The sequence below is a fragment of the Microbacterium sp. LWS13-1.2 genome (assembly GCF_040144835.1).
Classification (GTDB): domain Bacteria; phylum Actinomycetota; class Actinomycetes; order Actinomycetales; family Microbacteriaceae; genus Microbacterium.
Window position 1 is genome coordinate 1,440,411 of record NZ_CP151632.1, and the last position, 12,807, is coordinate 1,453,217.

At 71.0% G+C, this 12,807-nt stretch carries 11 protein-coding genes; 6 read left to right on the forward strand and 5 right to left on the reverse strand.

Features of this window, described 5'->3' with window-relative positions:
* Nucleotide 1 precedes the first annotated feature (1 nt).
* Genes MRBLWS13_RS06885 through MRBLWS13_RS06910 form a run of 6 tightly spaced genes read left to right on the forward strand, consistent with a single transcriptional unit; the run spans nt 2 to nt 7,540 of the window.
* Entirely contained in the window at nt 2–979 is a 978-nt protein-coding gene (locus MRBLWS13_RS06885; protein WP_349428271.1) for an ABC transporter permease, read from the forward strand.
* The gene (locus MRBLWS13_RS06890; protein ID WP_349428272.1) at nt 976–2,619 is read left to right on the forward strand and encodes an ABC transporter ATP-binding protein; all 1,644 of its coding nucleotides are present in this window, start codon (nt 976–978) and stop codon (nt 2,617–2,619) included. Before MRBLWS13_RS06885 ends, MRBLWS13_RS06890 begins: the two co-directional genes overlap by 4 nt.
* Nucleotides 2,616–3,995, forward strand: coding sequence for a M20/M25/M40 family metallo-hydrolase (locus MRBLWS13_RS06895; protein WP_349428274.1), 1,380 nt, complete (start codon nt 2,616–2,618; stop codon nt 3,993–3,995). Before MRBLWS13_RS06890 ends, MRBLWS13_RS06895 begins: the two co-directional genes overlap by 4 nt.
* Nucleotides 3,996–4,053: 58 nt before the next feature.
* A complete protein-coding gene (locus tag MRBLWS13_RS06900; protein ID WP_349428275.1) occupies nt 4,054–4,926 on the forward strand; it encodes a DUF1684 domain-containing protein in 873 nt (290 codons plus the stop codon).
* Nucleotides 4,923–6,008, forward strand: a complete 1,086-nt coding sequence (locus tag MRBLWS13_RS06905; protein ID WP_349428277.1) for an LLM class flavin-dependent oxidoreductase — start codon at nt 4,923–4,925, stop codon at nt 6,006–6,008. Before MRBLWS13_RS06900 ends, MRBLWS13_RS06905 begins: the two co-directional genes overlap by 4 nt.
* Nucleotides 6,005–7,540, forward strand: coding sequence for an MFS transporter (locus MRBLWS13_RS06910; protein WP_349428278.1), 1,536 nt, complete (start codon nt 6,005–6,007; stop codon nt 7,538–7,540). Before MRBLWS13_RS06905 ends, MRBLWS13_RS06910 begins: the two co-directional genes overlap by 4 nt.
* Nucleotides 7,541–7,555: 15 nt before the next feature.
* On the opposite strand, the gene MRBLWS13_RS06915 is transcribed toward MRBLWS13_RS06910, so the two are convergent.
* The 5 genes from MRBLWS13_RS06915 to MRBLWS13_RS06935 all read right to left on the reverse strand — a co-directional run bounded on the left by MRBLWS13_RS06915 (nt 7,556) and on the right by MRBLWS13_RS06935 (nt 12,801).
* Nucleotides 7,556–8,629 (reverse strand): GNAT family N-acetyltransferase, encoded by a 1,074-nt coding sequence (locus MRBLWS13_RS06915; protein ID WP_349428279.1) that lies wholly within the window; start codon nt 8,627–8,629, stop codon nt 7,556–7,558.
* Nucleotides 8,630–8,646: 17 nt separating this feature from the next.
* Nucleotides 8,647–9,801 (reverse strand): LLM class flavin-dependent oxidoreductase, encoded by a 1,155-nt coding sequence (locus MRBLWS13_RS06920; protein ID WP_349428280.1) that lies wholly within the window; start codon nt 9,799–9,801, stop codon nt 8,647–8,649.
* A gap of 73 nt (nt 9,802–9,874) precedes the next feature.
* A complete protein-coding gene (locus MRBLWS13_RS06925; protein WP_349428281.1) occupies nt 9,875–10,870 on the reverse strand; it encodes an ABC transporter substrate-binding protein in 996 nt (331 codons plus the stop codon).
* 49 nt (nt 10,871–10,919) lie between these two features.
* A complete protein-coding gene (locus MRBLWS13_RS06930; protein ID WP_349428282.1) occupies nt 10,920–11,723 on the reverse strand; it encodes an amino acid ABC transporter ATP-binding protein in 804 nt (267 codons plus the stop codon).
* Nucleotide 11,724: 1 nt separating this feature from the next.
* Complete coding sequence (locus tag MRBLWS13_RS06935; protein ID WP_349428284.1) at nt 11,725–12,801, reverse strand: amino acid ABC transporter permease; 1,077 nt, start codon at nt 12,799–12,801, stop codon at nt 11,725–11,727.
* Nucleotides 12,802–12,807: the final 6 nt, after the last annotated feature.

A 12,807-nucleotide genomic window follows, 5' to 3' on the forward strand; every position in this document is an offset into this window, starting at 1 on the left:
CATGACCGTCGAGAACGTGCTCTCCCCGCCCGCGCGCACCCTGGAGCCGCACGACCCGTTCGTCGCGTCGATCGTCGACCCCGACGCCGATCCGTCGGGCGGCCCGCTCGCGGCGGCCCTCGATGAAGAGCGAACGGATGCCGCCACCCGCCGGTCTGCGCTGAAGCCGGTCATCGCGCTGCTGAAGCAGCCGACCCTGGTCGTGTCGATCCTCGTGCTCGCGCTCGTGACGCTGTGGGCGCTGGTGCCGTCGTGGTTCACGGCCTGGGATCCCAACGTGGGAATCCCCCAGGATCGGCTGCTTCCGCCGAGCCCCGAGCACGTCTTCGGGACCGACAACCTCGGTCGCGACCTCTACGCCCGCGTCGTCTACGGCGCGTCGACGTCGCTGGCCGCGACCTCCGTTGCCGTCATCGTCGGCCTCGCCGTCGGGTCGCTGTTCGGCCTGCTCGCCGGGTTCCTCCGCGGGTTCGTGGACGACGCGATCATGCGCTTCATGGACGTGCTGCTCGCGATCCCTAGCCTGCTCCTGTCGCTGGCGCTCATCACCGCGCTCGGCTTCGGCACGCTCAACGTCGCGATCGCGGTCGGACTCGCGAGCATCGCCTCCTTCTCCCGGGTCATGCGCGCCGAGGTGCTGCAGATCGCCACCGCCGTCTACGTCGAGGCCGCCCGCGTCTCGGGCGTGCGCTGGTACACCGTGCTGCGCCGTCATGTGCTGCCCAACGCATCCGGCCCGGTGGTGGCGCTGGCCGCCCTCGAGTTCGGCGTGATGGTGCTCGCGATCTCGTCACTGTCGTTCCTCGGCTTCGGCGCGCCGCCGCCCACCCCCGAGTGGGGATCGCTCGTGGCGGGCGGACGCGACTACCTCGCCGTGGCGTGGTGGCTCACGACACTGCCGGGCCTCGTGATCGTCACCGTCGTGCTGTCGGCCAACCGCATCTCGCGCGCCCTCGAGCGCAATGGAGGAATCCGATGACCGCACTCCTGGAGGTCTCGAACCTGTCGGTCTCGTACACGCTGGGCGGGCAGCCGCGCCCGGCCGTCCGCGACGTGAGTTTCACCGTCGACCGCGGCGAGGTCGTGGCGATCGTGGGCGAATCGGGCTCGGGCAAGAGTACGACCGCGCACGCGGTCATCCACCTGCTCGCCTCGAACGCCTCGGTCGACGCCGGCTCGATCGTCTTCGACGGCACCGACCTGACCGGGCTCTCGCGCCGGGCCTGGCGTGAGGTGCGCGGGCGCGGGATCGGGCTCATCCCGCAGGATCCTACGACGAGCCTCAACCCGGTCAAGCGCGTCGGACGCCAGGTGGGCGAGCCGCTCGTCATCCACGGGCTGGCCACCCGCCGAGGCGCTGACGCACGGGCCGTCGAGCTGCTGCGCCTCGCCGGGATCGGTGAGCCCGAAGCCCGCGCCAAGCAGTTCCCGCACCAGTTCTCGGGCGGCATGAAGCAGCGCGCGCTCATCGCGACGGCACTGGCGGCCGAGCCGCAGCTCGTGATCGCGGACGAGCCGACCAGCGCCCTCGACGTCACGGTGCAGAAGCAGATCCTCGATCACATCGACGCCCTGGCGTCGACGCTCGGGACCGCCGTGCTGCTCATCACGCACGACCTCGGCGTCGCCGCAGACCGCGCCGACCGCATCATCGTGATGCAGAACGGCGAGATCGTCGAGACGGGTCCGGCGCGCGAGGTGCTCGAAGACCCGCAACATCCCTACACGCGCGCGCTCATCGCCGCGGCACCGGGGCTGCGCGGCGCTGCTGCTCGGGTGAGCGAGCGACCCCTTCGGACGGAACAGGATGACGCGACCCCGGCGCTCCTCGAGGTGGCGGGTCTGCGCAAGGAATTCTCTCTTCCGGGGCGCGGGAAGCTCGTCGCGGTCGACGACGTGTCGTTTCGCGTGGACAGCGGCGAGACGCTTGCGATCGTGGGTGAGTCGGGATCGGGCAAGAGCACGACGGCGCGACTGGCGCTGCGCCTCGAGAAGCCCTCGGCGGGCAGCATCCGTTTCGACGGCGAGGATCTCGTCGCCGCAGGCCGCGAGGAGCTGCGCGCCCTGCGCCGGCGGTTCCAGCTCGTCTATCAGAGCCCGTTCGCTTCGCTCGACCCACGGTTCACGATCGCTGAGGTGATCGACGAGCCGCTGCGCGCCTATGGCGTCGACGCGGCGGAGCGGGCGCGCCGCGTCCGCGAACTGATCGACCAGGTGGCGCTGCCCGCAGGAGCCGCGTCGCGGCGTCCGGCCCAGCTCTCGGGCGGTCAGCGACAGCGCGTCGCGATCGCCCGCGCCCTCGCGCTGCGTCCCGACCTCGTGGTGCTCGACGAGGCCGTGTCGGCGCTCGATGTCTCGGTGCAGGCGCAGATCCTCGACCTGCTCGCGGCGGTGCAGCGCGACTCGGGAGTGTCGTACCTGTTCATCAGCCACGATCTCGCCGTGGTCCGCGAGATCTCCGACCGTGTGGCGGTGATGCAGCAGGGTCGAGTCGTCGAGCAGGGCAAGACCGCGCAGGTGCTCCGTACGCCGCGCGAGGAGTACACGCGACGGCTGATCGAGGCGATCCCGGGGTCGACTCTGTCGCCGCGGGTACTGACGGAAGGGGCCGCAGCATGAGCGCCCAGCGCTCGCTGGCGCAGCAGACGACGGAGCTGCTGGGGGAGCTGATCCGCAACGCGGCCGTCAACGACGGTACGCCCGACTCGGGCCACGAACACCTGCAGGTGCGCACGCTGCAGCGGTTCTTCGAGGGGTCCGGTCTCGAAGGCGTCGTGGTGGAGCCGCATCCGGGACGCGCGTCGCTCATCATTCGCATCGAGGGCACGGATCCGACCGCGCCGTCCCTCGCCCTCGTCGGCCACACCGACGTCGTTCCGGTGGAGCCGGGGGGCTGGTCGCGCGATCCGTTCGCGGGCGAGATCGTCGACGGCGTGCTGTGGGGCCGGGGCGCGATCGACATGCTCAACCTCACCGCCGCCTACGCCGTCGTGACCCGGGCGGTCGCGAGGGGCGGCTTCCGTCCGCGCGGCGACCTCATTTTCGCCGCCGTCGCCGACGAGGAGAACGGCAGCCGCTTCGGCGTGAGCTGGCTCACCGAGCACCGTCTCGACCTCATCGACGCCGACTACGTGCTGACCGAGTCCGGCGGCGCCCACGCCGGCCCACAGCCTCACCTCGGCGTCATGGTCGGCGAGAAGGGAGGCGCGGGACGGCTGCTGCGCGTGACCGGTGCGCCCGGCCACGGCTCGGCCCCCTGGGGATCCCGCAATGCCGCCGTCATCGCGGCCGAGGCCGTGACCCGCCTCGCACGGCACCGCGGCACGACCGTCATCACGCCGCAATGGCGCGCGTACGCCGAGGCACTCGACCTCGAACCCGCGACCCGCACCGCCCTGACCGACCCCGCGCGGTTCTACGACGGCCTGCCACACCTCCGCAGCCTGGCCGGGTTCGCGCACGCCTCGACGCACACGACGATCTCGCCGACCATCGTGCGCGCCGGCGAGAAGGGCAACGTCATTCCGGGCACGGCGACCGTGCAGCTCGACATCCGCATCCTGCCCGATGTCACCCGCGAGGACGTCGAGGGGCTCATCCGCGACGCGCTCGGCGACCTCATCGAGCACGTCGAGATCGAGGGCGACTGGTTCGGTGAGTCGACGGCCTCGCCGATCGACACTCCTTTGTTCGACGCCCTCGGCAGCGCCGTGCGCCGCGCCTACCCGACGGCGGAGCTCCTGCCCATGCTCGGGGTGGGCGGCACCGATGGCCGGTTCTACCGTCGCCGCGGCATCCCGGCCTACGGCTTCGGCGTGCTCAGCGAGCGCTGGGACTACGGCACCTTCCGCCGCCTGTTCCACGGCAACGATGAGCGCATCGACCTCGACTCGATCGCTCTCACGGTCGACGCACTCGACCACGCCGTGCGTACGTTCCACGCCGATACGAGCACCGCCGCGAAGACCCGCGTCGCCGAGCCGGCAACCGCCTGACCGCGGACGCCGCGAGGGTCGCGGCATCCGTTTCCCATCCGTCCACCGAGGAGGACCTATGACCACGACGCTCAACACCGACATCGACCGCGCCCAGTTCGGACGCGAGTGGGAGGACTGGCACCGCACGCATGAGACGCGGCGCGCCGACTCCCTCGGCTTCTTCGCGATCACCGGCCTGCACTGGCTCGGTGCCGACCCGATCACGCTGCCCGGCGCTCCCGGCACGTGGCGTCTCGGCAGCGGCGGCGTGGTCGTCGAGCTCGCCGATGGCGAGAGCCTGACGCTCGAGGGCGAGACGATCACCGGCACGCACGCGTTCGGCGCGATCGCCGAGCGGGGCAGCGTCACCCCCACCTTTACGGACGGCGAGGTCGCTGGCGCGGTCGAGATCGCGATCCGCGGCGGGCACACCGTTCTGCGTCCGCGTCGCGCCGACCATTCGTTCCTCGCGGAGTACGCGGGTACCCCGACCTACGTGCCGAACCCGCGCTGGCGGGTCGCCGCGCGCTTCCTCCCGTTCGACGCTCCGCGGCCGACCGAGGTCGGCGCCGCGGTCGACGGGCTCACCCACGTGTACGACGCCCCGGGTGTGCTGGAGTTCTCGTGGCGCGGCGAGGAATTCGCGCTGACCGCCTTCCAGGGCGCGGCCCCCGGCTCCCTCCTCGTCCTGTTCACCGACGCGACGAGCGGGATCACCACGTACGCCGCGAACCGCTCGGTGTCCGTGGACGCCCCTTACGCCGACGGCTGGACCACGATCGACTTCAACCGCGCCGTCAACCTGCCCTGCGCGTACACCGACTTCGCGACGTGCCCGCTGCCTCCCGAGGGCAACCGCCTGCCGATCGGCATCGAGGCCGGCGAGAAGACGCCGCTCACGCGCGTGCGCTCCACCGATGCGCTCGTCGCCCCGGGGGTGGCCGCATGAGGTTCCAGCTCCTGGACATCGTCCCCTACCGCGCCGACCCCATCACCGGTCGCCAGGTCTCGCCGTCCGAACGGTTCGCCGAGACGCTCCAGCAGGCGATCCGCGCCGAGGAGCTCGGGCTGGATGCCGTCGCCATCGGCGAGCGCCACGCAGGGCACTTCATCTCGTCGTCACCGACGGTGCTGCTGGGTGCGATCGCCGCGCGCACCTCCCGCATCCGTCTCAATTCCGGTGTCACGGTGCTCTCGGTGCTCGACCCGGTGCGCGTCGCCGAGGACTACGCCACCATCGACCAGCTCTCCGGCGGCCGGCTCGACCTCACGATCGGCAAGGGCAATGAGGTCGCTCAGTTTCCGCTGTTCGGGCTCGACATCGACGACCAGTGGGAGCTGCTCGCGGAGAAGTACGAGCTGCTGCGGACGCTCTGGCGCGAGGAGGACGTGACCTGGCCGGGCACCGAGTTCACGCGGCCGTTGTCGGGCGTGACGACGCTGCCGCGGCCGTTCGCCGGCGCGCCCCGCGTATGGCACGGGTCGGCGACGACCCTTTTCTCCGCGGGGCTCGCGGCGAAGATCGGCGACCCGCTGTTCAGCGCGAACGCGATCCAGCCGCTCGAGAACTACGGCGTGCTCGTCGACCACTACCGCTCCGAGTATGCGCGGCACGGCCACGATCCGGCGGGCGCGTTCGTCGCCGCCGGTTCGGGGGCGCTCTTCATCGCCGACACGACGCAGGAGGCGATCGCCCAGTACGGGCCGGTGTACAACGCGATCGTCGCCGCCACCAACGTGCCCGGAAACAACACTCCGTTCCGCGACATCGAGCACGCCGTGGCCGAAGGTCCAGCACTCGTCGGCACCCCGCAGCAGGTGATCGACAAGATCGCCCGGTTCCACGGCCGGCTCGGGCACGACCTGCAGTCGATCAGCCTGCCCACGACGGTGCCGTTCGCGCAGCAGCTCGAGATCCTCGAGCGGTTCGCGCTGGAGGTCGCGCCGGTGCTGCGGCGGGAGTTCCCGACGGCGCTGTGGACGGATGCCGACCCGCTCGGTCAGCGGGAGCGCCAGCTCACGACCGCATGAGCTGCGAGAGCGCGGTCCGCGACGCGACAGCTGCGGTCGCCGGCGAGCGCGGACTCGCGCGGCAAAGCGATCGCAGGAGAAAGCAGCAGTCGCATGCGCGGCCCGCGCTCTGGGCATGCCTGGCGGCGGGCTTCGCGACGCTGTTCGATGCGGTCGTCATCACGTACGCCGCTCCGGCGGTCAGCGCGTCGTTGGGCGGGTCGACTGCGGGTGTGCAGTGGCTGCTGGCCTCGTTCTCGCTGACCTTCGGCCTCGGGCTGATCCCGTCGGGACGCTTCGGCGATGTGTATGGACGCCGGCTGCTGTTCCTCGTGGGTCTCGGGATCTTCCTGGTCGGCGGCGTCGCGGCGGTGGTCGCGCCGACGATCGCGGTGCTGGTCGCGGCCCGGTTCGTGCAGGGCCTCGGTGCCGGGGTCATCAGCGCGCAGGTGCTCGGGGCGATCCAGGACCTCTTCACGGGAAGATCACGTCTGAGCGCCCTCGCCGCCTACACCGCGGTCGGCGGTCTGGCGGGCGTCCTCGGTCCGGTGCTCGCCGCCGCGATGCTCGGGCTGTTCCCGGCCGATACCGCGTGGCGCCTCGTGCTGCTGACGCCGTTGCCTCTGGTGATCGCGGCATTCGTGCTCGGATGGCGAGGGATGCCGGGCCGCCGCGCCCGTGCGGAGACGTCGAGGCTCCTGTGGCTCGATCTGCCGGGCATCGTGCTGCTGTGCCTCGTGGTGGTGGCGCTGACGCTGCCGGTCGTGGAGCCGGGACTCTCGGGACTGTCGGGCCTGGCGGTGGCCGGCGCCGCGGTCGTGCTGGGGCTCGTGCTCGTCCTGTGGGAGCGCCGCTATGCGCGGCGCGGGAAGCTTCCACTCTTCGCCCCGGCGCTGGTCCGGTCACGCGGGTTCGTCGTGGGGAACGTCGTCGCGCTGCTGTGGTTCGGCAGCGGCATGGCGGCGAGTTCGGCGGTGACCCTCTACTTCCTCCAGTCACCGGCGCTGTCGGCGCTGGTGATCGCGCTCGTGTTCGCGCCGGGCGCCCTGGCCCGGCTGGGCGGGTCGCTGTTCAGCCTGCGGGTCGTGGGGCGTCTCGGGTCTGCGGCGACGGTGTGGCTGGGTCTCGGGCTGCAGGCGGTGCTCTTCGCGGGACTGGCGGGGGCTGCGCCGCTCCTGCCGGGAGGTGTGCTGTTCGTCGTCGCCGCCGTGGCGCAGATCGGGCTGGGCGTCGGCGGCGGGCTCGTCGAGCCGGTGGTGCGCGCCACCACCCTCTCGTTCGCGCCGGCCGAGCTGCACGGCGTCGCCGCGTCGTTCCTCCAGCTCACGCAGCGACTGGCCGCGACCTTTCTGGTGGCCCTGGCCACCGGCATCCTGCTCACCTCCTCTGGTATCTCGACCGCCGCGACCTTGCAGGCCGCGCTGGTGACGTGTGCGGTGGGCTCAGCGGCTGCCCTGTTCGCGTCTGCAGACCCTGTGTTCCGGCGGGTGGGCACTCGCGCCGAAGCGGCGGCGCCCCTGCGGGGCGGCTCGCGAACCACCGCCCGGAAGTGAGCGACGGCTCCCGCCTCACACCGGCGGCGCAAGCTCCTTGGCGAAGCACTGCGAGAAGGCGAACGCCCTGTAGGGCTCGAAGATGGGGATCGGGCGGTACCCGATCCGCTCGTAGAGGACCACCGCGTCGTGCTGGCGGTCACCGGTCTGAAGGATCAGGCGACTCGCGCCGCGATCCTGCGCGATGCGCTCGAGCTCGCCCATCAGTGCCCGGCTCACGCCCGTGCCGCGTGCGCGCGGCTTCACGAACACGCGCTTAACCTCGAGGTCGCGCGTGCCGTCGTGGACGAGATCCCGCAGCGCCGCGTGACCGACCGCCGTGCCCGTCTCGTCGACGGCGAGCACTGTTGCGACGATCGTGCCGGGATCGACTGCGAACGCGCGCTGGGCCTCCTCGGCGGCGGGTACAGCGTCCGTCAGCCGATCCGCGTAGCGGGGCGAGATCTCGCCGTCCATCTCGGAGCGCAGGGCCTCAGCGCGCGGGTCGTCCCAGCGGACGGTCTCAAGCCTCCATGCTCGCTCGCCCGGCGACGCCTCCGCGGGCTCGGGTGCGAGGTCGTAGCCGAACGTGTACAGCTCGATCCAGCGGCCGGGCTGCACCTCCCACGCACCCTCGCGCTCCGGCAGCCGCTCGAAGCCCAGCTTCGCGTAGAGCGCGTGTGCACCGGTCATCCCCGGACCGCTGTTCATCACGACGCGGTGCGAACCCCGCTCGCGCGCGAGGTCGATGACGTGACGGGTGAGCGCCTCACCGATGCCTCGGCCGCGGGCGGCAGGAGCCACGGCGAGCTGCCGGAAGTCCGTCTCACCGGGTCGGGCGACCTCCGCGAGCGGCCGGTTCGGACGCGCGATCCACACCGTCCCGAGGATCTCGCCGCTCGGCTCGACGGCCACCCACACGTCGCCGCCGCGCACACGGGTCGCGACATCGCGGAGCGAGGCGACGTACTCGTCGGAGAGCTTCCCGTAGCTCGACAGGTACGCCTCGGCGGTCACCTCGCCGGCGCGTTCGTACTCCTCGGTGCGCACCAGGCGGATGGTGATGTCAGCGGGGACGGATGCCGCAGCCACGGGCCTGTCGTCAGTCACGGCGACCGATTCCACGCTCAAGCGAGCACCCCCGCCGGGGCAGCCCGCAGTTCGCGCTCGCCCGTCTCGGCGGTCCCCCACGCATCAGCGAGGAGAGCGTACGAGCGCTCGCGGTCATCGGGATCGTGCGTGATCGTCGTGACCAGCAGCTCATCGGCGCCCGTGACGCGCTGCAACGTCTCCAGCCGCTCGACGACGCTGTCGGCCGAGCCGACGAATTGCGTCTCGACGCGGTCGCGCACGACCTCGAACTCTTCGTGGGAGAGCGGGTTGACGCTGGCGCCGAGCGGCGACGGGAACGGGACGGCCCCTTGACCGGCGCGGATGCTGTGCACCCATCGACCGTAACCCGCGGCGAGCCGGCGGGCTTCGGCATCCGTATCTGCGACGACCACGTCCACCGACACGATCACGTGCGGCGCTGCGATGCGACCGGGACGGAACGACGCGCGGTACTCGGCGACGGCGTCGAGGATGAAGGCGGGGGCGACGTGGTAGTTGGCGCCGAACGGCAGTCCGAGTTCGCCGGCGAGCCGGGCGCTCGGCCCGGCCGTCGAGCCATGGATCCAAACGGTGATGTCCGCTCCCTCGGCGGGAGTGGCGTGGATCGCCACCGTCTCCGGGGCGGTGTAGGTTCCGTCGATGAAGGCGAGGATGTCGGCCACGTCCTGCTCGAACCGGTCGGCGTCGTCGTCGGTGCGCCCCAGCAGGCGCGCCTGGACGACGAATCGCTCGGACTCGAATGCGAAGGGCCGCGGCCGCGGCAGGAGCAGCCCGTCCACCACCCGCTGCTCGGCCGGATCCTCGATCGGCGGACTCTGCGCCGCGCTGCGATTGCCGGAGCGGCCGATTCCCAGGTCGAAGCGTCCCGGGTGCAGCGCGGCCACGACGCCCGCTGCTTCGGCCACTTGCACGGGCGAGTAGTTGCCGATGATGGTCGCCGCCGTGCCGATGCGGATGCGCTCGGTCGCAGCGGCGATCGCCGCGAGCAGGACGTGCGGCGCGGAGCCCGACAGGCCGGGATTGAAGTGGTGCTCGGCGAGCCAGTAGCGGTGGTAGCCCAGCTGCTCGGTGTGCCGAGCGAGGGCGATCGAGGCGCGCAGCCCGTCGGCGGCCGTCTGCCCCGCTCCGAACGGCGACAGGTCGAGGACGGAGAGGGGGACGTGGGACACGAGGAGCTCCTGGGTGGTGCGCGGAGGGAAGAGGCCGGGCCCGCTCTCAGCAGGCCCGGCCGGGTTCGTACGATCAGGACTTGGGCAGTCCTGCGGGGTTGATCTCGCTCGTCTCGACGCGCTCCGACTCCAGGTCCCAGATCTTCAGGACCTCGTCGTACTGGCCGTTCTCGATGAGGTAGTTGAGCGCGATGCTGACGGGCTCGATGAGGCCGTTGCCCTTGGCCGTCGCGGCGGCGATGTTCGCCGTCAGCGGCCAACCGCCGGGCACAAGGCCCACGAGCTTGGTGTCGCCGGTCTCACGTGCGGACCACGCGGAGGTGGCATTGGGCCCGAAGGTCGCGTCGATGCGGCCTGACTGCAGCGCGAGCACGGTAGCGGCGTTGTCGTCGAAGTACTGAAGCTCGGCCGGCTCCTCGCCGCCGGCTTGCAGTTCCTCGTTCCAGGTGAGCAGCACCTGCTCCTGGTTCGTGCCCGAGCCGACGGCGATGGTGAGGCCGGAGATGTCAGCGGCCTCCTCGATCTTCTGGATGTCGCTGTCGGACTTCACGTAGAAGCCGAGCAGGTCCTCGCGGTAGCTCGCGAAGTCGTAGAGCTCCTTGCGCTCCTCGGTGACGGTGACGTTGGAGGTGATGAGGTCGTACTTGCCGGACTGGATGCCGAGGGGCCAGTCCGCCCACGCGACGACGACCGGGTTGTACTCGAGGCCCAGCGCGTCGGCGATTAGCGCGCCGATGTTCGGCTCGGTGCCGGCCGCCTCGGTCTCACCCTCGGGGATGTAGCCCAGCGGGGGCACGTAAGCCGAGTGCGCGACGGTGAGCTTGCCCGGCTCGACCGGCTCGAACCCGCTCGCCTCGAGCGCTTCGACCGCCTCGGCCACGGGCTCGTCGAGACGGACCCACTGGATCTCGTCGGTCGTGACGTTCGCCGACTCCTCAGTCTTCTCGGGGGCGGCGGCGGCCTCGGCGGGCTGGTTCTGGTTGACGCCCCAGACGATGCCGCCGACGATCGCGGCCACCGCGACGGCTCCGACACCGATCGCGATGCCCTGCTTCTTACTCAGTGCCATGTGATTGCTTCCTTTTCTCGGATGAGGACTCGATGTCGAGATCTCGGTTTCAGGCCAGGACTTTCGCGAGGAAGTCCTGAACGCGGGGGTGCTTCGGTGTAACGAGGACCTCGGCGGGCGGGCCCTGCTCGATGACGCGGCCGCCGTCGAGGAAGACGACCCGGTCGGCGACCTCGCGGGCGAATCCGACCTCGTGGGTGACGATGACGAGGGTCGTGCCGAGCTGAGCGAGGTCGCGGATGACGTCGAGGACCTCGCCCACGAGCTCCGGGTCGAGCGCGCTGGTCGGCTCGTCGAACAGGATCACTTTGGGCTTGAGGGCGAGGGCGCGGGCGATCGCGACGCGCTGCTGCTGGCCGCCCGACAGCTGCCGGGGGTAGTGCTCGGCCTTGTCGGCGAGCCCCACGCGGTCGAGAAGGCCGAGGGCGAGCTCTCGGGCGTCGTCTTTGGAGAGCCGGCCGAGGGCGACCGGTGCCTCGGTGACGTTCTCGAGCGCGGTCAGGTGCGGGAAGAGATTGAAGTTCTGGAAGACGATGCCGATCTGCGTGCGGCGCTCCAGCACCTCGCGCTCGCGCAGCTCATAGAGCTTGTCGCCGCGCAGCTCGTAGCCGATCAGCTGGCCGTCGACCGTGACCGAGCCGCGGTCGACGCTCTCGAGGTGGTTGATCGTGCGCAGCAGGGTCGACTTGCCCGAGCCGCTCGGCCCGAGGATCGCGACGACCTCGCCCGGCTGGACGGTCAGGTCGATGCCGCGCAGCACCTCGACTCCGCCGTAGCTCTTGTGGACGTTGTGGATCTCGACGAGGCCGCGCGTGGCGGTCCCGGCGGGGGGCTCCGTGCTGGTGGTGGTCATGTCAGCGGCCTCCGAACTTCGCGTCGTTGCTCGAACTCTGCGATGCCGCAGTGGCCGGGGGCGCAGCATCCGTCCCCTCCAGAGGAGGTGGTGAGGCGTCGCTGTCACCGAGACGTGCCCACTGCACGGCGATCCAGTGGCGCGCACGCTGGACGGGTGTCGGGGGCAGCACGCGCACGGTGCCGCGGGCGTAGTGCCGCTCGATGTAGTACTGCGCGATGCTCAGGATCGTGGTGATGATCGTGTACCAGACCACGGCGACCAGGAGCAGCGGGATCACGCGGCTGTTGCGGTTGTAGATGACCTGCACGGCGTAGAACACCTCGGGGATCGCGATCACGAACACGACCGACGCGCCCTTGACGAGGCCGATCACCTCGTTGGTGGCGTTCGGCACGATGGACCGCATCGCCTGCGGCAGGATGATGCGGGTCAGCCGGCGGCGCGGAGGGATGCCGAGTGCCGCGGCCGCCTCAAGCTGGCCCTGGTCGACCGACAGCAGGCCGCCGCGGATGATCTCCGCCGAGTACGCCGCCTGATTGAGGCTGAGTCCGAGGATCGCCGCGGCGAAAGCGCTGATCAGCTGCACGGTGGGGAACTCGACGATCCAGAAGTCCGTCGTGAACGGGGTGCCCAGGCCGAGCGTCGGATACAGGTAGCCGAGGTTGTACCAGACGATGATCTGCACCACGAGGGGCACCGAGCGGAAGAACCAGATGAACACCCAGGCCGCCGAATTGAGCAGCGGCGACTTCGCGAGACGGGCGAGCGCGAGGAGGGTGCCGAGGAAGAAGCCGATGGTCGCCGATGTCACGGTGAGCGCCAGCGTGATGCCGACGCCCTGCAGCACGGGCTCCGAGAGGAAGTAGTGGGCGAAGACGTCCCACTCGTAGTTCTCGTTCGTGACCAGCGACCAGGCGAACTGGGCGACCACGAACAGCACGACGATGCCGATCGACCACCGGAACCAGTGGCGGGTGTGGACCACGCGCAGGTCGCCGAGGTCGACGCGCGACGACGCCGCGGGCGACGGCGCAGCGTCTGCGGCGCCGGCCTGGCGCGGAAGTGTGTCGGTCATGGGGTG

Coding starts and splice junctions, on each gene's coding strand:
- MRBLWS13_RS06905 (WP_349428277.1), top strand. CDS start 4,923: ATGAGGTTCCAGCTCCTGGACATCGTCCCCTACCGCGCCGACCCCATC.
- MRBLWS13_RS06910 (WP_349428278.1), top strand. CDS start 6,005: ATGAGCTGCGAGAGCGCGGTCCGCGACGCGACAGCTGCGGTCGCCGGC.
- MRBLWS13_RS06900 (WP_349428275.1), top strand. CDS start 4,054: ATGACCACGACGCTCAACACCGACATCGACCGCGCCCAGTTCGGACGC.
- MRBLWS13_RS06895 (WP_349428274.1), top strand. CDS start 2,616: ATGAGCGCCCAGCGCTCGCTGGCGCAGCAGACGACGGAGCTGCTGGGG.
- MRBLWS13_RS06935 (WP_349428284.1), bottom strand. CDS start 12,801: ATGACCGACACACTTCCGCGCCAGGCCGGCGCCGCAGACGCTGCGCCG.
- MRBLWS13_RS06890 (WP_349428272.1), top strand. CDS start 976: ATGACCGCACTCCTGGAGGTCTCGAACCTGTCGGTCTCGTACACGCTG.
- MRBLWS13_RS06885 (WP_349428271.1), top strand. CDS start 2: ATGACCGTCGAGAACGTGCTCTCCCCGCCCGCGCGCACCCTGGAGCCG.
- MRBLWS13_RS06930 (WP_349428282.1), bottom strand. CDS start 11,723: ATGACCACCACCAGCACGGAGCCCCCCGCCGGGACCGCCACGCGCGGC.
- MRBLWS13_RS06925 (WP_349428281.1), bottom strand. CDS start 10,870: ATGGCACTGAGTAAGAAGCAGGGCATCGCGATCGGTGTCGGAGCCGTC.